At 66.5% G+C, this 20,003-nt stretch carries 14 protein-coding genes, 1 tRNA gene and 3 pseudogenes; 13 read left to right on the plus strand and 5 right to left on the minus strand.

Translation table 11 applies throughout. The annotated features are described in order from the left end of the window. Positions 1-2,622: Na+/H+ antiporter subunit A (locus tag D477_RS11570; protein WP_043846710.1), on the minus strand; the 2,622-nt coding region annotated here is incomplete at its 3' end. A gap of 108 nt (positions 2,623-2,730) precedes the next feature. On the opposite strand from D477_RS11570, the pseudogene D477_RS11575 reads away from it, so the two are divergent. Next, positions 2,731-4,112 (plus strand): annotated as a pseudogene (locus tag D477_RS11575) (MFS transporter). 212 nt (positions 4,113-4,324) lie between these two features. Here D477_RS11575 and dcd read toward each other — a convergent pair. Further along, entirely contained in the window at positions 4,325-4,906 is a 582-nt protein-coding gene (dcd, locus tag D477_RS11580; RefSeq protein WP_005269331.1) for a dCTP deaminase, read from the minus strand. A 200-nt stretch (positions 4,907-5,106) separates the two neighbouring features. On the opposite strand from dcd, the gene D477_RS21835 reads away from it, so the two are divergent. After that, positions 5,107-6,513 (plus strand): M15 family metallopeptidase, encoded by a 1,407-nt coding sequence (locus tag D477_RS21835; RefSeq protein ID WP_237740778.1) that lies wholly within the window; start codon positions 5,107-5,109, stop codon positions 6,511-6,513. A gap of 115 nt (positions 6,514-6,628) precedes the next feature. Here D477_RS21835 and D477_RS11590 read toward each other — a convergent pair whose 3' ends face one another. Next, positions 6,629-7,486, minus strand: a complete 858-nt coding sequence (locus tag D477_RS11590) for a tryptophan 2,3-dioxygenase (RefSeq protein ID WP_005269333.1) — start codon at positions 7,484-7,486, stop codon at positions 6,629-6,631. A gap of 83 nt (positions 7,487-7,569) precedes the next feature. Between D477_RS11590 and D477_RS11595 the strand changes: the two genes are divergently transcribed. From D477_RS11595 to D477_RS11625, 7 genes and pseudogenes are all read left to right on the plus strand, one after another. Then, positions 7,570-8,052, plus strand: a complete 483-nt coding sequence (locus D477_RS11595; RefSeq protein WP_005269334.1) for a cation:proton antiporter regulatory subunit — start codon at positions 7,570-7,572, stop codon at positions 8,050-8,052. A gap of 7 nt (positions 8,053-8,059) precedes the next feature. Continuing rightward, positions 8,060-9,236: pseudogene (locus tag D477_RS11600) on the plus strand (cation:proton antiporter). Positions 9,237-9,401: 165 nt separating this feature from the next. Beyond that, entirely contained in the window at positions 9,402-10,721 is a 1,320-nt protein-coding gene (locus tag D477_RS11605) for a sugar ABC transporter substrate-binding protein (RefSeq protein ID WP_005269336.1), read from the plus strand. Then, positions 10,718-11,674 carry a carbohydrate ABC transporter permease gene (locus D477_RS11610; RefSeq protein ID WP_005269337.1) on the plus strand — a complete coding sequence of 319 codons (957 nt, stop codon included), beginning with the start codon at positions 10,718-10,720 and terminating at the stop codon, positions 11,672-11,674. The genes D477_RS11605 and D477_RS11610 overlap by 4 nt, the downstream gene beginning before the upstream one ends. Then, positions 11,674-12,516 carry a carbohydrate ABC transporter permease gene (locus D477_RS11615; RefSeq protein ID WP_005269338.1) on the plus strand — a complete coding sequence of 281 codons (843 nt, stop codon included), beginning with the start codon at positions 11,674-11,676 and terminating at the stop codon, positions 12,514-12,516. The genes D477_RS11610 and D477_RS11615 overlap by 1 nt, the downstream gene beginning before the upstream one ends. A 27-nt stretch (positions 12,517-12,543) precedes the next feature. Continuing rightward, a complete protein-coding gene (locus D477_RS11620; RefSeq protein ID WP_005269340.1) occupies positions 12,544-13,800 on the plus strand; it encodes an ABC transporter ATP-binding protein in 1,257 nt (418 codons plus the stop codon). A 189-nt stretch (positions 13,801-13,989) separates the two neighbouring features. After that, positions 13,990-14,063, plus strand: a tRNA-Gly gene (locus D477_RS11625). 122 nt (positions 14,064-14,185) lie between these two features. Here the strand turns inward: D477_RS11625 and D477_RS21225 are convergent. After that, the gene (locus D477_RS21225) at positions 14,186-15,169 is read right to left on the minus strand and encodes a YrzE family protein (protein WP_005269342.1); all 984 of its coding nucleotides are present in this window, start codon (positions 15,167-15,169) and stop codon (positions 14,186-14,188) included. 180 nt (positions 15,170-15,349) lie between these two features. Here D477_RS21225 and panD point away from each other — a divergent pair, with 180 nt between their 5' ends. The 4 genes from panD (at position 15,350) to D477_RS11650 (ending at position 19,535) form a co-directional block, all read left to right on the plus strand. Continuing rightward, entirely contained in the window at positions 15,350-15,763 is a 414-nt protein-coding gene (gene panD, locus D477_RS11635) for an aspartate 1-decarboxylase (protein WP_005269344.1), read from the plus strand. Between the two features lie 18 nt (positions 15,764-15,781). Then, positions 15,782-16,708, plus strand: coding sequence for an AEC family transporter (locus D477_RS11640; protein WP_005269345.1), 927 nt, complete (start codon positions 15,782-15,784; stop codon positions 16,706-16,708). A gap of 24 nt (positions 16,709-16,732) precedes the next feature. Continuing rightward, a complete protein-coding gene (locus D477_RS11645; RefSeq protein ID WP_005269346.1) occupies positions 16,733-18,454 on the plus strand; it encodes a helicase HerA-like domain-containing protein in 1,722 nt (573 codons plus the stop codon). 145 nt (positions 18,455-18,599) lie between these two features. Next, positions 18,600-19,535, plus strand: coding sequence for a hypothetical protein (locus tag D477_RS11650; RefSeq protein ID WP_237740780.1), 936 nt, complete (start codon positions 18,600-18,602; stop codon positions 19,533-19,535). A 222-nt stretch (positions 19,536-19,757) separates the two neighbouring features. Here the strand turns inward: D477_RS11650 and D477_RS22685 are convergent. Continuing rightward, positions 19,758-20,003: pseudogene (locus tag D477_RS22685) on the minus strand (hypothetical protein); the annotation flags it as partial.

Below are 20,003 nucleotides of genomic sequence, written 5' to 3' on the forward strand. Positions count from 1 at the left end.
GGCCAGCAGGCCGCCGGCGAAGCCGCCGCCCGGGGCGTTGTGGCCGGCCAGCAGCAGGTAGATGGAGAAGATGATGACGGAGTGGAACAGCAGCCGGGTAATCACCTCGAAGATGATCGAGCGGCGCTCCGGCGCCAGCGTGCGCCCGGCGACCAGCCAGGTTTCCTTGGCCACCGTCGCGAACCGGCGGGCGGTGGCGAGCGCGGCCTTGTCGCTGCGGCGCTGGGTGAGCTCGGTGACGCGGTCCACCGAGCCGGAGGCGACGCCCGCGGCCCGCTGCCGCTTGTCGCCGCGGCTGCGGACGAAGATCAGGCTGGCCACACCGGTGGCGGCAATCGCCAGCACCGAGATCTCCCCGAAGGTGTCCCAGGCCCTGATGTCCACCAAGGTGACGTTGACGATATTGGCGCCCCCGCCGTCGTCGTACGCCAAAGACGGATACTCCAGCGAAACCGGAAGCTGCGTGCGCGCGGCCATCGACGTCATGGCGATGACCACCATCGCCGCTCCAACGGCCACGCCGAGCAGGGCCCGCACCAGCTTGAAGCCGCCGGGAGCCCGCAGCCAAAGCCGCGCCGGAAGGGAACGCAGCGCCAGCACGATGGCGACCAGCGCGATCGTCTCCACCAGCATCTGGGTCAGCGCCAGGTCCGGGGCACCCTGCAGCGCGAAGATGAACGCGACGCCGTAGCCGGTCACCGAGACCATGAGCACGGCCAGGAAGCGCTTGTTGGCGCGGACCGCGCCGATCGCGGCCAGCATGATGCCGACGCCGGCGATCAGCTGCGCCGGCGTGTCCGCCAGGACCCAGTTGTCCGGCCACGGCGCATCCATCAGGAACACCGCGGACAGCGGCGTCGCGACGGCCACGACCAGGATGACGAACAGGTAGTAGATGAGCGAACCGCGCTGCGTCCGTCCGGTGATCCAGACGGCCGTCTCGTCCAGCACGCCCACGATGCCGCGGTAGGCGCGTTCGCCGGTGATGCCGCCGGAGATGCGCTCCTGGAACGAGCCGATCCGGGCGCGGTAGCGGAAGAGCAGGTAGCCGACGGCGAGCGTCAGCACGGTCAGGCCGAGGGCCGGCGTCAGCCCGTGCCAGAGGGCCAGATGTCCGTCCTCGGCACCGTCCGGTTCGAAGAGCGACACGTACGGCTGGATGGCGGCGTCGGCGGGCCCGGGCAGCAGGCCGGCAGCCACCGTGGCGACGGCCAGCACGGCCGGGGCGGCGAGGAAGGACACCGGCACCGGCTTGAACGCCGTCTTCTTGACGTTGGGCTTGTAGGCGAAGCCGCCCCAGACGAAGCGGGCGCTATAGGCGAAGGTGAGCATCGAGCCGATCACGACGCCGGCCAGCAGCACGTAGCCGGCCGCACCGGTTTCCCCGGCCCCGTGCACGAACGTCTCATAGACGGTCTCCTTCGCCACGAAGCCCAGCAGGGGCGGCAGCCCGGCCATGGACGCCGCGCCGATCAGCGCCACGGCGAACAGCCAGGGCGCCGTCCGGTGGATTCCGGAAAGCTGGCGGATGTCGCGGGTGCCGGACTGGTGGTCGATGATGCCCACCACCAGGAACAGCGTGGCCTTGAAGAAGCCGTGGGCCAGCAGCAGCGCCAGCCCGGCCAGGGCACCGTCCCGGGTGCCCAGTCCGACCACCATCATGAGGAACCCGAGCTGGCTGACCGTGCCGTAGGCCAGGATGAGCTTCAGGTCGAACTGTTTGAGTGCCAGCCAGCCGCCGATGAGCATGGTCAGCAGGCCGAGGCCCAGCACGGTCCAGTCCCAGAAGAGCGTGTCGGCGAAGCCCGGTGCAAGGCGGGCCACCAGGTAGATGCCGGCTTTGACCATCGCCGCCGCGTGCAGGTAGGCGCTGACCGGGGTTGGCGCGGCCATCGCGGCCGGCAGCCAGAAGTGGAAGGGAACCAGCGCGGACTTGCTGACCGCGCCGATCAGCATCAGCAGGATCGCAACATCGATGAGCATCCCGTGCTGCAGCAGCTCGGGCGCCTGCGCCATGATTTCGGAGATCCGGTAGGTGCCTGCGGTCTGGCCCAGCATGATCAGGCCGACCAGCATGGTGAGGCCGCCGAAGGTGGTGACCATCAGCGCCTGCAGGGCCGAGCGGCGGGCTGCCAAACGATGCCTGGCGTAGCCGATCAGCAGGTACGACAGGATCGTGGTCAGCTCCCAGAACATGTAGAGCATGATCAGGTCGTCGGTGACCACGAGGCCGAACATCGCGCCCGCGAAGGCCAGCAGCTGTGCGCCGAACGGCCCGATATTCGGATCCTGGACCTTGAAGTAGCGGGCGCAGTAGAAGAGGACCAGGGCACCGACGCCGAGGATCAGGATGGAGAGGACCGCTGAGAGCGTGTCCATCCGGAACGCCAGATCCAATTGGAGTTGCGGGATCCACACAATGGTTTCCGACGGCGGTGCATTGGGTGCGCCCGCCAGCCCGCCTTGGTTGCCGGTGGTGTAGCGGTCGAAGGTGGCCAGCAGCCAGACGAAACCGGCGGCAGGTACGGCGGCGAGAATGTAGAACGTCGAGCGTCCGATCCGGCGGAAAATCCAGGGCGCTACGAAGGCCACCACGAACAACAGGGTGAGCACAACGAGCACGATATTCTCCGGAGCTACCTTCTGGGTCGACGGCAAGACAAGGGGGAAGACGCTTTCCATTCTACCCATGGCATACTTGCGTTCCCCTCCAGCCGGTAGCATCTGGTCATGAGCCACTCGCCACAACCGCCGGTCTCACGGCTCGAGACCGGCGATTCAGCCCTGGGGGAAATCAACAAGAAGCACGTCCTCGCGTGGGCCTCCTGGGACTGGGTTCGGCCGCCTTCAACGCGGTCATGACCACGTTCGTCTTCACGGTCTACCTGGTCCAGAATCCCGCCTTCGGCGGCGAGGACTACGCCTCCCGGATCCTCGGCTACGGAATCGCCCTGGCCGGTCTGGTCGTCGCGCTGCTCGCCCCGGTCACGGGCCAGCGTTCCGATGCCGGTGGGCGGCGGAAGTACTGGCTCGGGATCAACACCGGTGCCGTCGTCGTCCTGATGGCGCTGTGCTTTTTCGTCTACCCCTCCCCCAGCCTGCTCTTCCTGGGCGTCGGCCTGATCGCCCTGGCCAATGTCTTCTCCGAGTTCGCCGGAGTCAACTACAACGCCATGCTCGGGCAGATCTCGACGCCGTCGACGATCGGCAAAGTCAGCGGCTTCGGCTGGGCCATGGGCTACGTCGGCGGCATCGTGGCACTGGCGCTCGTGCTCGTCGGCTTCGTCCTTCCCGAAACCGGCTGGTTCGGTGCCACCGCCGAGAACGGGTTGAACATCCGGTTGGTCGCCGTCTTCTCCGCAGTGTGGTTCATGGCCTTCGCGCTGCCGGTGCTGCTCACCGTGCCGGAAGTTCCCCGCCAACCCGAGGCGGCCAAGCTGGGCTTCGCTGCGTCCTACGGGCTGCTCTTCCGCCGGATCAAGGCCATCTACCGGACCAGCCCGCACACCATCTTCTTCCTGCTTGCCAGCGCGGTCTTCCGCGACGGACTGGCCGCCGTCTTCACCTTCGGCGGCGTCATCGCTGCCGGCACATTCGGATTCACGCTCACGGGCGTCATCATCTTCGCCATCGCCGGAAACATCGTCGCCGCCCTCGGCGCCGTGGCCGGCGGCTTCCTCGACGACCGCCTCGGCCCCAAGAAAGTCATTGCCGGCTCGCTCATCGGCCTGCTCATCACCGGCACGGCTGTCCTAGTGCTCGGTGCGGGCGACTACGGGATCTTCGGCATTGCCTGGACCGGAGACACCACCTTCTGGGTCTTCGGGCTCCTGCTCTGCCTGTTCGTCGGCCCCGCGCAATCATCCAGCCGCGCCTACCTCGCCCGGCTGGCGCCGCGCGGCGAAGAAGGCGAGTACTTCGGCCTCTACGCCACCACCGGCCGCGCCGTCAGCTTCCTGGCGCCCGCGCTCTTCGCCCTGTCCATCAGCATCTTCGGGGAACAGCGCTTCGGCATCCTCGGGATCCTGGTCGTCCTGCTGGCCGGCCTGCTGGTGCTGCTTCCCATCAAGGAGCCCGCCAGGATCCCGAAAGCACAAACCCCGGCGGCGTAGAGCGGCCACGGGGCCCGGCGAAGCCGGCCGAACCCGCGACGAGCCAACGTTCGTGCCCACGTTTAAAACGCGGGCTACGCATCGCCGCAGGTCAGGGCTTTGCTTGAAGCTGAAAGTTGGGTAGTTAGGGCTGAACGTGGGACGGAAGGACGCCCGTGCGCTGCCCGACTCCGCGCGAGGAGACGACGAGCGCCCCAGGCACGGCCGCCGCCCTAGCGCTCGATCTTGGTGCGGTGGAAGTTCAGGTGGCTGCGCGACGCCGTCGGACCCCGCTGCCCCTGGTAGCGGTTGCCGTACTGCCCGGATCCATAGGCGTACTCGGCCGGGGAGGACAACCGGAAGAAGCAGAGCTGCCCGATCTTGGAACCGGGCCAGAGCTTGATCGGCAGCGTGGCCATGTTGGACAGCTCGAGCGTCACGTGGCCGGAGAAGCCGGGGTCGATGAAGCCGGCCGTGGAGTGGGTGAGCAGCCCCAGCCTGCCCAGCGACGACTTGCCCTCCAGCCGGGCGGCGATGTCCTCGGGCAGCGTGACCGTCTCATAGGTTGAGCCGAGCACGAACTCGCCCGGGTGCAGGATGAAGGGCTCGTCGGGATCCACTTCGACCAGCCGCGTCAGGTCCGGCTGCTCCAGCTGCGGATCGATGTGCGCGTACTTGTGGTTATCGAACAGCCGGAAGAACCGGTCCAACCGGACGTCCACGCTGGAGGGCTGGACCATCTCCGGCAGGTAGGGGTCGAGGACGATGCGGCGGGCATCGATTTCGGTCCGGATGTCCCGGTCTGAGATCAGCACCATCCCAAAATATCGCATGTGCCACGCCCGTCCTGAATCACGTTGCGGCGGCCGTGAAACACTGGGCCCAGACACCGTGAAACATCGCACCGGCCGCGCGTGAAACGCCGCGCCACTCTGTCCGTCCGGCCTTTCCCGGTGCGAGGATGGGAGCACGGCTGCCGCGGCAGCGTCCGCACTTTCACAGGGGGTTACCGGAAATGACGACGACGCAACCACGCCGCCTGCGGCCGATGCTGGGCGTCCTGGCCACGGCCGCGGCGCTGGTGCTGACGCTCTTCACCGCCGCGCCTGCCCAAGCGGCCGAGCCGGTGCGGGATCCGGCAAACGCCAGGGTCCTGGTCAACAAGGACCACCCGCTCAGCCCGGCCACCTACTCGCCGTCGTTGGTGGCCTGGAAAAACACCGGGCACCGGATGCGCTCCGACGTCCGGTCGAAGCTCTCCGGCCTGTTCACCGGCGCGGCCAACGCCGGCCACTCGATCATCGTGGTCAGCGCCTACCGCTCCTACGCCCAGCAGCGCGACCTGTACAACTACTACGTCCGGGTCTACGGCAAGGCCTACGCAGACCGGATCTCGGCGCGGCCGGGCTACAGCGAACACCAGACCGGCCTGGCCGTGGACGTCGGCCTGGCCAGCGGCTCCTGCGGGCTCTCCGCCTGTTTCGGCGACACCGCCGCCGGCAAGTGGGTGGCTGCCAACGCCTACAAATACGGCTTCATCATCCGCTATCCCAAGGGCCACGAAGGCACCACCGGCTACACGTATGAGCCGTGGCACCTGCGCTATGTCGGCACCACCCTCGCCGCCGAGATGCGGACCAAGAAGATCCCGACCATGGAGCACTACTACGTGCTGGGCAAACCGAGCGTGCGCAGCTATGCGGACGTCCTCGCCGCGGACAGCGCCGGCGAGCTCTGGCGCTATCCCGGCGGCGGCAGCCGGCTGCACGCGCGGGTGCGGATCGACACCGCCTACGCCGGCGTCCGGACCGGCACCTCCGTGGACTGGAACCGGGACGGCACCATCGACCTGCTGCTGCAGATGAAGGACGGCCGGCTGCTGGTCAACATTGGCAAGGCCGGCGGCGGATTCCATGCCCCGCGGCAGGTCGGCAGCGGCTTCGCCAGGTACGACATCACGGTCGGCAACTGGGTCTCCGCGGACCGCTATCCGGGCCTAGTGGCCAAACGCTGGTCCGACGGCGCGATGCTGTACTACCGCAACGGTTCGGGCGCCGGCCTCTCAGCCGGCAAGGTGTTCAGCCGCGGCTGGGGCAAGTACTGGCCGACGTTGCTGGATTGGAACCAGGACGGCAAGCAGGACATCGTCGCCGTGCGCCGCACTGGCGAGCTCTACGTCTACCCCGGCAACGGCACGGGCGCGGTCAGCACGTCAGCCTCGGCGCGCAAGCAGATCGGCGGCAGCGGCTGGGACCAGGTCGCCGGCATCACGCCGCTCTACGGCTACACGTCGTCCGGCTCCACGGGTTTCATGGCCAAGTTCCGGGACGGCAAACTGCGCTACTACCCCTACAGCAAGGGCCGCTTCGGCACGCGCACGCAGGAGGGCACCGGGTTCAAGGCCTACAACGTTTTCCGCTAGGGCGTGTATAGGTACCGCCACGGCCTCCCGGTTCCGCCAGGGCCGTAAGGTACGACGCCGGGAACCCGCCCTTGCGAGCTTAAGGCGCGTTCCCGGCGTCGTACTTTTCATCCGCTCAGCTGCGGCCGATCTCCGTGCGGACCGCGAACAGTTCCGGGAAGAACGTCAGGTCCAGGGCGTGGCGCAGGAAACCGACGCCCGAGGACCCGCCGGTCCCCCGCTTGAGCCCGATGGTGCGTTCCACGGTCTTCAGGTGCCGGAAGCGCCAGAGCTGGAAGTTGTCCTCCAGGTCGACGAGCTCCTCGCAGGCCTCGTAGACGTCCCAGTTCTCGTGCGCGTGCTCGTAGACGAACTTGAACGTCTGCACCAGTTCGGGGCTGAACACGTACGCCTGGCTGAAGTCGCGCTTGAGCAGTTCGTGCGGCACGGCGTACCCGCGCCGGTCCAGGTAGGCCAGGAACTCGTCATACACGCTCGTTTTATCCAGCAGCTCGGCCAGCAGGGCGTGCGCCGCCGGATCGTCGGCAAAGACGGCCAGCATGTCCTTGTTCTTATTGCCGAGCAGGAACTCCACTGCACGGTACTGCCAGGACTGGAAACCCGACGAGGAGCCGAGATCACCACGGAACTCGGCGTATTCGGACGGGGTCAGGGTGGCCAGCACGGACCACTGCTCGGTCAGCGAGCGCTGGATGTGCTTGATCCGGGCGATGCCTTTCATGGCGAAGCGCAGGTCGTCGGCCTGCAGCTTGCTCCGGACCGTGCGCAGCTCGTGCAGGACGAGTTTGAGCCACAGTTCCGAGGTCTGGTGCTGGATGATGAACAGCAGCTCATCGTGGTGTTCCGGCCGGCTGACCGGCTTCTGGGCGGAAAGCAGCTGGTCCAGCTGCAGGTACGAGCCGTAGCTCATCTTGCCGGAGAAATCGGTTTCGATCCCCGTTTCGATGCGGCGCGTGTTCTTCTCTACGGACATGGCACTCCACTGTGTCGATCCGGCTTTCCTACCAGCGTACGCGCCGCCGCCCACGCTGGTCGGACAGGTTCTACAGTGGAGCCATGGATGTGGAAGAAACCCCGCTGCCGGGCATCGGTGTCAGGCGTGAGCTCGTGCTCGATTCCGGCCGCCGCGTCGGCATCGTCATCCACCGGGACGGGCAGACCGAGCTCATCGTCTCCAAAGTAGACGATCCGGATGCGTGCCTGGCTTCAATCCCGCTGAGCCTGCAGGAGGCAGCCACACTGGGCAGCCTGCTGGGCGGGCCTCAGCTGGTGGCCCAGCTGAGTGAGGAACACCGCGGGTTGCCGGGCATCAAGACCCGGCAGCTGCCCATCACGCGCGAGTCCCCTTTTGCGGAAAAGACCTTGGGCGCTACGCAGCTGCGCAGCCGCACCGGGGCATCGATTGTCGCGATCGTGCGCGAGGGCGACGTGGTGCCTTCGCCGGGACCGTCGGAAAGGCTGCAGCCGGGCGACGTCCTGATCGTTGTGGGAACCGCCGACGGCCTGGCGGCGGCAGCCAGCATCCTGAACGGAAGCTGAGCCAACAGTGGGCAGTACCACGATTGCCCTGATTGAACTCGGCATTGTCTTCCTCGGGCTCGGACTGCTGGGCCGGCTGGCGGCGCGGGTTGGCATGTCGCCGGTGCCGCTGTACCTGCTGGGCGGCCTGGCGTTCGGCACGGGCGGACTCATCGGGTTCGAAGGAATCGCCGAGTTCGGGCACGTCGCCAGCGAGATCGGCGTGGTGCTCCTGCTGCTGATGCTCGGTCTGGAATATTCCGCGGCCGAGCTGGTGACCGGGCTCGGCCAGGCTTGGCGGGCCGGCCTGCTCGACCTGGCGCTCAACTTCACTCCGGGTGCGCTGCTGGCCCTGATGCTCGGCTGGGGACCGGTCGGCGCCATGGTCCTGGGCGGCGTGACGTTCATTTCCTCGTCGGGCATCGCGGCCAAGGTGCTCACCGACCTCGGCCGGCTCGGAAACCGGGAAACGCCCGCGGTGCTGTCCATCCTGGTGCTCGAAGACCTGGCCATGGCGGGCTACCTGCCGCTGCTGACCACCGTGCTGGCCGGGGCGAGCTTCCTCGGCGGCCTGCAGGCCGTGGGGGTCGCCCTGCTGGTGGTGACGGTCGTCCTGGTGCTGGCGCTGCGGCACGGGCACCGGATCTCGGCGTGGATCCACAGCCCCGAGCAGGAGACCTTCCTGCTCCGGCTGATCGGTGCCGCCCTGCTGGTCGCCGGCTTTGCCTCCGCCATGCAGGTCTCCGCTGCCGTGGGCGCCTTCCTGCTGGGGATTGCCATTTCAGGTACGACGGCGGAGAACGCCGTCCGCGTGCTGGCGCCGCTCCGCGATGTTTTCGCCGCGATGTTCTTCGTCGTGTTCGGCCTCAATACCGACCCGGCGACCATTCCGCCAGTCCTCGGCTGGGCCCTGTTGCTGGCGGTGGCCACCACCGCGACCAAGATGGCCACCGGCTCGTGGGCAGCCCGGCGGGCGGGAATCGGCCGCTGGGGGGCGGCTGCGCGCCGGCACTGCGCTGATCGCCCGCGGCGAGTTCTCCATCGTGATTGCCGGCCTGGCGGTCGCGTCGGGTGCCATCGACGGCGAACTGGCAGCGCTGGTGACCGCCTACGTCATGTTGACGGCCGTTGCCGGCCCGGTCATTTCGCGCTTCGCCGAACCCATAGTCCGCAGAATTTCCAAGGAGCCGGAGCTCGCCCACTGAATGGTCCGGCCCGCCAGCGCCACCGGCAAGGCATCTTTTCCATTTCGAGATGCCACAGTGCCTAGCCCAAACTCGGATCGCAGGCTTATGGTCAGATAGCAAGGTTGCTTAGGGTGACTTCCAGCACAGCCATCCCTACGTCCTACAACGAGGTGGAGGCGCGATATGCCGCACGCGGAAAGGCCGCAATCCCGTAACCGCAACAGACCCCGGGCCCTGGCCGGCGTGACAGTGGCCCTCGGCGCGATGCTGCTCTCGGGCTGTGCTGCGGAGTCCGGCACCCCGACCTTGACCTGGTACATCAACCCGGACGACGGCGGCCAGGAAGCCATCGCCGAAAAATGCACTGCCGAATCCGGCGGGGCCTACCGGATCGAAACCTCCCTGCTGCCCAACGATGCCGCCTCGCAGCGCGAGCAGCTCGCCCGGCGCCTGGCGGCCGGCGATTCCTCGCTGGACATCATGAGCCTGGACCCGCCTTTCATCCCCGAGCTCGCCGAGCCGGGCTTCCTCGCACCGGTCCCCGCGGACGTAACGGAGCGGACCACGCAGAACGTGGTGGAGGGCGCTCTGGCCGGCGCGCAGTGGAAGGGCGAACTCGTCACAGTACCGTTCTGGGCCAACACGCAGCTGCTGTGGTACCGCAAGTCGGTGGCGGAAGCTGCCGGGCTGGACATGAGCCAGCCGGTCACGTGGGACCAGCTGATCGAAGCCGCCGAAAGCCAGGACAAGTACCTCGGCGTCCAGGGCCAGCGCGGGGAATCCATGACCGTCTGGATCAACGCACTGGTCGAATCCGCAGGGGGCCAGATCATCGAGAACCCCGAGGCTCCTGCGGACGAGATCCGGCTGGGGCTGACCTCCGATGCCGGCGTCAAGGCGGCCGAGATCATCTCCACGATCGGCAAGGAAGGCCTGGGCAGCCCCGGCCTGCCGACCCAGGACGAGAACAACTCGATGATCCTGTTCCAAGGGGACGACGGCTCCTTCATGGTCAACTGGCCCTTCGTCTGGCCTGCCACGAACGCAGCGGTGGAGGCCGGGTCCTTGGACGAGTCGCTGATCGAGGACATCGGCTGGACACTGTACCCGCGCGTGAACGAGGGCGAGCCCACCGCTCCCCCGCTCGGCGGCATCAATCTCGGCGTCGGCGCCGAGAGCGAGCATCCCGACCTTGCCTACCAGGCGATCGAATGCATCGTGACCCCGGAGAACCAGGCCGAATACTTCGTTACCAACGGCAATCCGCCGTCGAACACGGAAGCCTACGAGGACCCGCAGATCCAGGAGAACTTCCCGATGGCGGACACCATCCGCGAGTCCCTGGAGCTGTCCGCACCGCGGCCGCAGACGCCGTACTACAACGAGGTCACCACCAGCCTGCAGCTGCGCTGGACGCCTCCGGCCGACGTTGATCCGCAAAGCACGCCGCGGACCACGGCCGCCTTCATCGAATCGGTGCTGGAAGGGGAGAACCTGCTGTGAGCACCTCCGTCAAGACCAGCAGTCCGAAGACCGAGCCCCGGGCGCCGCAGCAGTACAGCGACCGGGCCAAGGCCGAGCGCCGGCTCGGCTGGCTGCTCGCCGGGCCGGCGTTCGTGGTCATGCTCGCCGTGACCGCGTACCCCATCCTCCAGGCGGTCTTCGACTCGCTCTTCAGCTACCGCCTGACCGCCCCGGACGAGCGCGAGTTCATCGGCCTGGGCAACTACGCCGTGATTCTGTCGGACCAGGTCTGGTGGCGGGACCTCGGGGTGACGCTCCTGATCACGGTGGTGACCGTCGTCGTCGAACTCATCCTCGGCTTTGCGCTGGCCCTGGTCATGCACAAGGCGCTCAAGTCCGTGCGCGGGCTGCTCCGCACGGCCATCCTGGTTCCCTACGGCATCATCACCGTGGTCTCGGCATTCGCCTGGTTCTACGCCTTCGACATCAACTCGGGCTTCGTCAACAACTGGTTCGACTGGGTGCCGGGGATCGATCCGGACCTGAACTGGTTCGCCCAGGGCAGCACGTCGCTGTTCGTCATCATGGCCTCGGAAATCTGGAAGACCACGCCCTTCATCTCCCTGCTGCTGCTGGCCGGGCTGGCCCAGGTGCCGGATGAACTGACCGAGGCCGCCGAGGTGGACGGCGCCACCTGGTGGGAGCGGATGAGCCGGGTGGTCCTGCCGAACATGAAGGCCGCCATCATGGTGGCCGTGCTGTTCCGGGCGCTGGATGCCTTCCGGATCTTCGACAACGTGTTCATCATGACCAACGGCGCGTTCGGCACCGAGGTGCTCTCGCTGCTGGCCTACCGCACGTCGATCAGCCGGCTGGAGATCGGCCTCGGCTCGGCGGTCTCGGTGCTGCTGTTCATCTGCGTGCTGCTGATCTGCTTCATCGCCATCAAGCTCTTCAAAGTCGACCTCGCCGGCGCCCGAGGGGGTAAGTAATGAAAGGCTCACGCACCAAGGAGCGGGTGGTCTGGACCGTCATCTCGATCTTCGTGCTGGTCTACGCCCTGTTCCCGGTGGCCTCGATCCTCGCCACCTCCTTCAAGGAGCCGAGCGACCTCACGTCCGGCAAGTTCCTGCCCACGAACTGGAGCGGCGTGAACTACGAAGAGATCCTGGTCGGCGACGCCCAGGGCCTGTTCCTCAGCTCGCTCTGGAATTCCATTGGCATCGCACTCATCGCAACCTTTATCGCCGTCGTCCTTGCCACGCTCTGCGCCTACGCGATCGCGCGGCTGGACTTCCCGGGCAAGAAGCTGATCCTGACCACCGCGCTGGCGGTCTCCATCTTCCCCGTGATCTCCATCGTCACGCCGCTGTTCAACCTCTGGCGCACCATCGGGCTGTACGACACCTGGCCCGGCCTGATCATCCCCTACCTCTCGCTGACGCTGCCGATCTCGATCTGGACCCTGGCGGCCTTCTTCCGACAGATCCCGTGGGAACTGGAGCAGGCCGCGCAGGTGGACGGCGCCACCACCTGGCAGGCGTTCCGCAAAGCCATCGTGCCGCTGGCCGCACCGGGGGTATTTACGACGGCGATCATCGCCTTCTTCATCGCGTGGAACGACTTCGTGTACGGCATTTCGCTCACTTCCACCGAAGCTGCCCGTCCCGTGCCCGCAGCCCTGGCGTTCTTCACCGGCGCCTCCCAGTTCGAGGCTCCGGTCGGCGCGATTTCTGCCGCCGCCATCATCGTCACCATCCCGATTGTCCTGCTGGTGCTCCTCTTCCAGCGCCAGATCGTCTCAGGCCTGACCCAGGGCGCCGTCAAGGGCTGACCCGCCGACAGAAAGGTATCCGAAGCCATGGCATCGATCACCCTGAAGAACCTCGTCAAGCAGTACGGCGACGGCTACCCGGCGGTCAACAACGTCAGCATCGACATTGCCGACGGCGAGTTCATCATCCTCGTCGGACCCTCCGGCTGCGGCAAGTCGACGTTGCTGCGGATGATCGTCGGCCTGGAGGACATCACCTCCGGCGACCTGCTGATCAACGGCGAGCGCGTCAACGAGAAGGCACCCCGGGACCGCAACCTGGCAATGGTGTTCCAGAACTACGCCCTCTACCCGCACCTGACCGTCTTCGAGAACATCGCCTTCCCGCTCCGGCTCGGCAAGGGCAAGCACACCGAGGACGAGATCAAGCGGCTGGTCACGGACGCGGCCAGGACGCTGGAACTGACCGACCATCTGGAGCGCAAGCCGGGCAACCTCTCCGGCGGCCAGCGCCAGCGCGTCGCGATGGGCCGGGCCATCGTGAGGCATGCCGATGCCTTCCTGTTCGATGAGCCGCTGTCCAACCTGGATGCGAAGCTCCGCGGCCAGATGCGCTCGGAAATCTCCCAGATGCAGCGCCGCCTCGGCGTCACCTCCGTCTACGTCACCCATGACCAGACCGAGGCCATGACGCTTGGAGACCGCGTGGCCGTGCTCAAGAAGGGCGTGCTGCAGCAGATCGCTTCCCCGCGCGAACTCTACGAGCAGCCGGTCAACCTGTTCGTCGCCGGCTTCATCGGCTCCCCCTCGATGAACTTCCTGCCCGCCACCCTGGAAGGCGGAGTCCTCAAGACCGCCATCGGCAACATCGGGATCTCCGTGGACAAGGCGACCGCTGCGGAGGGCAAGCGCGTGGTCCTGGTCGGCGTGCGGCCGGAATACTTCGAGGACGCCAGCATGGTGGACGACGCCAAACGACCGCATGGGTCGACCTTCACGGCGGAACTCACGCACACCGAGTGGCTCGGCAACGAACAGTACGGCTATATCAACTTCGATCCGGATCCCGAGGTCCGTTCCCTGCTGGACAGCCTCGCCCGCGACATGGACGCCGACGAACTCCGCCCGCAGATCGTGGTGACCCTCGATGCCGCCAGCAGGATCCGCGGCGGCCGCCCCGCCGAACTCTGGCTGGACACCCGCCGGCTGCACCTGTTCGACCCGGAAACCGGCGAAAACCTCACCCGTGACGCCGAAGCCGGCGCCGCCCTGACCGAGGAAGCGAATACCGCCCGGGCCGAGGAAATCGCCAACGCCCGCGGACGGGAAGGCGCCAACGCCTGATAGGCAGGTTCAGTTGCCGGACTGACACGGCCTGCGCGTGAGTGCCCCGCCGCATTGGCCTTCGGGCGAGACACACGGCTTTAGCCTTCGGGCGAGACACACGGCTGCTCAAATACAGCTCGGGTCCAACTCTGGGGTAAGCTGGATCTCGTTGTCGCGCGGGGCCGGTGCCCCGCAGTAAGCGACCAGGCGGGCGTAGCTCAATGGTAGAGCGCTAGCTTCCCAAGCTTGATACGCGGGTTCGATTCCCGTCGCCCGCTCCATGTGAACGGCCCTGCCAGCTGGCAGGGCCGTTCTTTGTCCCGGTGCTTGTTGCGGGCCGCTGGTGCTCTTCCCCAGATGCCATTGCTTCTTCCGCGGCACCCTGCTGCCCTGCCTCGGCTTCCTAATACTCTTCCGGCGGCTCGAAACCAGCCCGGTCGACCCGGCGGTGGTAGCGCATTCCGGTAAGGCCGCCGAGCAGCGCGCCAATGAGTGTCACCACGAGGACGACGCCGAGGGCGACCAGGCCGGGAACGGTCAGATCCTGCAGCATGGACGTCACAGCTTCGCTGCCGGTCACCGTCCCAATGATGTCCAGTCCCCCGGTGGCCAGGCCGATCACCGCGGCAAGGGCGGCCATAACGATCCCCCAGACCCAGACGGCCAGTCCCTGGCGCAGTCCGTCGAAGCGGGCCATGCGGCCAGCCACATAGCCACCGCCGAAGTAGGCGATGAGCAGCAGTACGAGCGATACCACTATGGCCGTGATGCCCAGGGAGCTGTTATCCGTGGCGAGGGACCGGGGGTCTTGAGGCAAGGCGCCCGTATTGAATCCGAAGGCAGCCACGGCGCCGGCTACCACCGAGAACAGCAGGACGGTCAGCGCGGCTGCGCTGAGCCAGCCGAAGAAGGCCGAACCGATCTTCACGCCGCCGTAGGCTTCGCGCTGGTTGACGAAGACCGAATCCCGGTCCAGTGGCGAGGCCGGGCGGTAGGCGTTCGTGTCGGTGGAAGGCCGCTCCTCTTCCAGTTGCCGCTCCGCGCTGAGCCGCTGCCGCCTGGAGCCCCCGGCTCCCGCAGCACCTGCGCCCGCCGCCGTGGTGTCCAGCACGGTTGTCTCATTGGTTGTCCCGGACGCTGCGGACCGCCCGGAGGTATCGAGCACGGTCGTTTCATTGGTCCCGGCCGCGGCAGCTCCCGAGCCGCCGGCCGTTCCCAGGACCGTGGTCTGCGGCGCGGTCGCAGGTTCGGTTGGACGCCCGGAGGCTGGCGGAGGGCTGGAGGCGGGCCGCCCTTCCCGGGGCGCATTGCCGCCCACAATCCGTCCCGCACCCTCGTCGCCTCGGCGGGCACCGCCGTCGTTCTTGTCCTGCGCATTCGTGCTCATAACGGCCTCCTGCTTCGGTGGATGGTCGACCATACGGCGTCGGACAGCTCGGCTGCCTGATGGTTCCACCCTAGCCCCGCGCCTGTGGGCGGACCAGCAATTTGGCAGCGTTTTCCCAAGCCGGAGCAACAATCCGTCAACGATAGGAGGTAGGCCGAACACAGACTAAACTTGGCACCGATGAACCGAAAGATGTTTAAGTCCAAGATCCATCGCGCCACCGTCACCCAGGCAGACCTGCACTACGTCGGCTCCGTGACGGTGGACCTCGACCTGCTCGACGCCGCGGACATCCTCCCCGGCGAGCTGGTCTCGATCGTGGACGTCACGAACGGCGCCCGGCTCGAGACCTACACGATCGCCGGCGAGCGCGGTTCCGGCGTGATGGGCATCAACGGTCCAGCCGCCCATCTGGTCCATGAGGGCGACCTGGTCATCCTGATCACCTATGCGGACATGACCACCGAGGAAGCCAAGGCCTACGTGCCGAAGGTTGTCCATGTCGATGCCGCGAACAAGATCGTCCAGCTCGGATCGGATCCGGCGGAGGCTGTCACTGAAGGGCTCATGCGCCCGCCGTTTGCCGTCAAGTAGCGGCGAGAACGCCGCGACGTGCTGGGGGTCATTGCCGGGTTCTCTGTTGTCTGGGTAGTCATACTCGTGGGCGTTGCCGTGGGGCGGGCCGATGTCCTGGGCCAGGGCGGAAGCCAGGCGCTGAGCCGGCTGGCCTTCTTCGTCGCCAGCCCGTGCCTGCTGCTCGAGACGCTGAGCCGCTCCGACCTCGCCGTCATCTTTTCCGAAACGCTCATCGTCGCCGCCGTCAGTGCAGTTGCGGTGGCCGTTGTGTTCTTCGCTGCCGTACGGCTCTGGCTGAAGCGGGATGTCTCCGAAGCGCTGATCGGTTCGATGTCCGCTTCCCTGGTGAACTCCGCCAACCTCGGCATTCCGGTGGCAGCCTATGTGCTCGGTGACGCGACCCTGGTGGCCCCGGTGCTGATCTTCCAGCTGGCGTTCTTCTCGCCCATATTCCTCATGGCGCTGGACTCCACGACCAGCCGCCACCGGACCACCCTGTTCAGCTTCCTGCTGCAGATCGTCCGGAATCCGGTACTCATCGGCACCGCCATTGGGCTCCTGCTCGCAGCGACCGAGTGGGAGCCGCCGCAACTGGTCATGGAGCCGATCCGGCTGATCGGCGGAGCGGCAGTGCCCGCCATGCTGATTGCCTTCGGCATTTCGCTGAACGGTTCCAAACCACTGCAGGCCGAGGGCGGCCGGCGGGCGGACGTCCTGCTGGGCACGGTGCTGAAGCTGGTCCTGCAGCCGGCCATCGCCTATCTCGTGGCACGCTTCGCCCTAGGCATGGAAGGGCACCTGCTGTTCTCCGCCGTCGTGCTCGCCGCACTGCCCTCCGCCCAGAACGTCTTTGTCACAGCGCAGCGCTACCAAAGCGGCGTGATGATCGCCAAGGACACGGTGCTGCTGACAACCATCGTGGCGGTGCCGGCGATGATGGGGCTTGCCGCACTGCTGGCCTAGCACGTTTCTGTGTACTCTGCTCTCATGGCGAATACCGAGGCCGGACTGCTGGAGGAAATCCGCACGGGCTACCAGTTCGACGGACCCACCGTTCGGCTGGGAGCGGCGATGGTGGAGGACCAGGCTCATCCCGATGTGCACGTGCAACTGCCGCTGGCCATGATGAACCGGCATGGTCTGGTAGCGGGAGCCACCGGCACCGGCAAAACCGTGACGCTGCAGGTGATCGCCGAACAGCTCAGCGCCCACGGCGTACCCGTGTTCCTGGCAGATCTCAAGGGCGATCTGACGGGGCTGTCCACCCCTGCCGACGGCGGCGCGAAGCTGCGTGAGCGCGTGGCGAGCGTGGGCCAGGACTGGTCGGGCAAGGCATTTCCCGTGGAGTACTTCAGCCTTGGCGGCGACGGCAAGGGGGTCCCCGTGCGGGCACGGGTGTCGGACTTCGGACCGTTGTTGCTGGCGCGGGTGATGGACCTGAACGAGACACAGGAGTCCAGCCTGCAACTGGTCTTCCACTATGCGGACCAGAATGACCTGGAGCTCTACAACCTGGCCGACCTGCGCGCCGTCATCCGGTTCCTCATGTCCGACGACGGCAAGGAGCAGCTCGAGGCCCTTGGCGCCCTCTCGAAATCCACCGCCGGCGTGATCCTGCGGGAGCTCGTCTCGCTGGAGGCCCAAGGCATGGACCGGTTCTTTGGCGAGGCCGAATTCGACACCTCCGAACTGCTGCGCAGGACGCCCGGCGGACAGGGCATCATTTCCTGCCTGGAGCTGCCCACCCTGCAGGGCAAGCCTGCCCTGTTCTCCACCTTCCTGATGTGGCTGCTGGCCGACCTGTTTGCCGAGCTGCCCGAGGTCGGCGATCTGGACAAGCCGAAGCTCGTGTTCTTCCTCGACGAGGCTCATCTGCTCTTCCGCGGAGCGTCCAAAGCATTCCTGCAGTCCATCATGACCACCGTCCGGCTCATCCGGTCCAAGGGTGTCGGAATCTTCTTCGTGACCCAGACGCCCAAGGATGTGCCCTCCGAGGTGCTCGGCCAGCTTGCCAACCGGATCCAGCACGCGCTGCGCGCCTTCACTCCGGACGATGCCAAGGCCCTGAAAGCCACTGTCTCCACCTTCCCCATCAGCGGCTACGACCTGGAGGAAATCCTCACCAGCGCCGGCATCGGTGAAGCCGTTGTTACCGTGATGAACGAGCGTGGCGCGCCGACCCCGGTCGCACTGACCCGCATGTTCGCCCCGGAATCGACCATCGGCCCCTCCCCCGCCGGCACTGTTGAGGAGCTGGTAAAGCAGTCGCCGCTGCTGGCCGTGTACGGCCCGGCCGTGGACAGCCACTCCGCCTTCGAAAAGCTCAGCGGCGCCACCGAACCGGCGAGAGTGCCTGCTGAAATCACGACGACGCAAAAGCCCGCCCCTGCGCCGGCAACGCAATCCGATATCGACGCTGAGGCCCGGCGGATCGAAGAAGATATCCTTGGGCGGCCCTCCAGCCGGCCGGCTACTCCGCCGCCTTCGCCGCTCCCCCGCAGCGTCCCTGCCGGCAAAGCTTCACGCCCCGGGTCCGTCGAAGCCGGGCGGGAGCGACGCCGTACCCATCCGCCCAGCTCTCGAAAGCAGGAGCCTCAAAACGAGACGGCCGACATGATCAGGGACGTCGCCATGCAAGCTGCGACCACCTTGGGCCGCGAACTCGTCCGTGGGCTCTTCGGAACCCGCCGCCGTCGCCGCCGCTGGTAGAACGCCGGCAGCAGAGAATCCACGTACCGCCGTTCGACGTAACGTAGATAACACCGGTCAAAGCTTCCGTCAGCCCAACAGGTAACGTATGAGGGTGGGAAATTCGACGGTACTTAGGACTGTAGCCGCCTGGCTGTTGTGCTTCATGCTCGCTGTAGCTGCCGCCGTCGTCACCATTGTCCTTGTGAACCAGAAGGTTTACAGCCCGCAGCACCAGGTCCGCGCCTATTTTGATGCGTTGAAGGACGGCGACGGTTCCCGGGCGCTCGGGCTGCTCAACTCCACCGTGCCGGATGCGAACGCAGCGCTGCTGGACGGCGCTCCGCTGAAGCAGTCGGTCGCGGAGATCGAGGACCTTGAGGTCGGGGACCCGGTGGTGCTGGACGCCGACCGTGTTGAGGTGCCGGCGAACTACACGATCGAAGGGACGCCGCACACTACCTCCTTTGAGCTGGAGAGATCCGGGACGAGCTGGATGTTCTTCGACCAGTGGAGCTTCGTGCCGACGAAACTGCCCACGGTGGAAGTCGGGGTGGTCAACGAGAACGAGGCATCCCTCAACGGCACGCGGGTGGCCCTGCCCGAGGGGAAGAACGAGTTCGCCGTGTTCTACCCGGGATCGTTCGAGGCCCACTTCACCAGCGAGTTCTTCGCCGCTCCGGTGGTCGAATCCGTGCTGACGGAACCTGAGCAGTCGTCCGGGGCACGGCTGTCACTGGAGACCAAGGCGACCGAGAAGCTCATCGACGAAGTCGACAAGCAGGTCCGGGCTTTCCTGGACGGATGCGCCGAGCAAGCAGTGCTGCAGCCGACAGGCTGTCCCTTCAGCGCCGCAATGGACCGGGTGCGGGACGACAGCATCGACTGGGAAATCACCGAGTATCCGAAGATCGCCATCAACCCCAGCCGTGGCTCGTGGGTGATGGAACCGCTGGTCGGTACAGCCAAGCTCAACGTCGTCGAGATCGACCTGTTTACCGGCGTTGCCCATCCCCGGGCCCTTGAGGAAGAATTCAACTTCACCGGGAGCCTGGCCGTCAACGACGGCAACGTAACCCTGACGCCCGTCGTCGAGTACTGATTCGGACGGTGAGCGGCCGCGAAGCGCCTGCAGTCTTCAGCCGAGCCGCCGCCCCTTCCAGTCGACGCGGTGAGGCAGTCATCCGTTGCCCAGCTATCGGGTGATGCATGTGGCAGACGGACGTTGAAGCCAGCATCGAGTGCCCGACTCGCTCTGCCAAGACAGCTGTGCGCCATTAGGTCCGAAAGTAGAACGCATCCCACTTGCTCCACACCCTAAGTGTCAGAAGGGTGGTGGTTCCGGGTTGTCGAAGGGGTCCGGTGGTGGCGGGGGTGGTGGTTGGACGCCGTGGTTGATCCAGGACCCGTCGGGGTAGCTGGTGTAGGCCTGGCCGGTTCTGGTTTGGTGGTGCGTGACGCCGTTGTCGTCCTGCCAGACGCGGCCGCCGTCGCCGTGTTTTGCCAGGTGGTCCGGACGGCATCTCAAAATGAGGTTGTTGAGTTCGGTTTTGCCGCCGTGCTCCCACGC

It is taken from the genome of Arthrobacter crystallopoietes BAB-32 (assembly GCF_000328305.2).
GTDB classification, from domain to species: Bacteria; Actinomycetota; Actinomycetes; order Actinomycetales; family Micrococcaceae; genus Crystallibacter; species Crystallibacter crystallopoietes_A.

What these genes read in the sequence shown, in the direction of transcription:
- D477_RS11615 (WP_005269338.1), top strand. Translation starts at nt 11,674, where the DNA reads ATGAAAGGCTCACGCACCAAGGAGCGGGTGGTCTGGACCGTCATCTCG.
- D477_RS11590 (WP_005269333.1), bottom strand. Translation starts at nt 7,486, where the DNA reads ATGTCCGTAGAGAAGAACACGCGCCGCATCGAAACGGGGATCGAAACC.
- panD (WP_005269344.1), top strand. Translation starts at nt 15,350, where the DNA reads ATGAACCGAAAGATGTTTAAGTCCAAGATCCATCGCGCCACCGTCACC.
- D477_RS21225 (WP_005269342.1), bottom strand. Translation starts at nt 15,169, where the DNA reads ATGAGCACGAATGCGCAGGACAAGAACGACGGCGGTGCCCGCCGAGGC.
- D477_RS11650 (WP_237740780.1), top strand. Translation starts at nt 18,600, where the DNA reads ATGCTCGCTGTAGCTGCCGCCGTCGTCACCATTGTCCTTGTGAACCAG.
- D477_RS11620 (WP_005269340.1), top strand. Translation starts at nt 12,544, where the DNA reads ATGGCATCGATCACCCTGAAGAACCTCGTCAAGCAGTACGGCGACGGC.
- D477_RS11645 (WP_005269346.1), top strand. Translation starts at nt 16,733, where the DNA reads ATGGCGAATACCGAGGCCGGACTGCTGGAGGAAATCCGCACGGGCTAC.
- D477_RS11605 (WP_005269336.1), top strand. Translation starts at nt 9,402, where the DNA reads ATGCCGCACGCGGAAAGGCCGCAATCCCGTAACCGCAACAGACCCCGG.
- D477_RS21835 (WP_237740778.1), top strand. Translation starts at nt 5,107, where the DNA reads ATGACGACGACGCAACCACGCCGCCTGCGGCCGATGCTGGGCGTCCTG.
- D477_RS11595 (WP_005269334.1), top strand. Translation starts at nt 7,570, where the DNA reads ATGGATGTGGAAGAAACCCCGCTGCCGGGCATCGGTGTCAGGCGTGAG.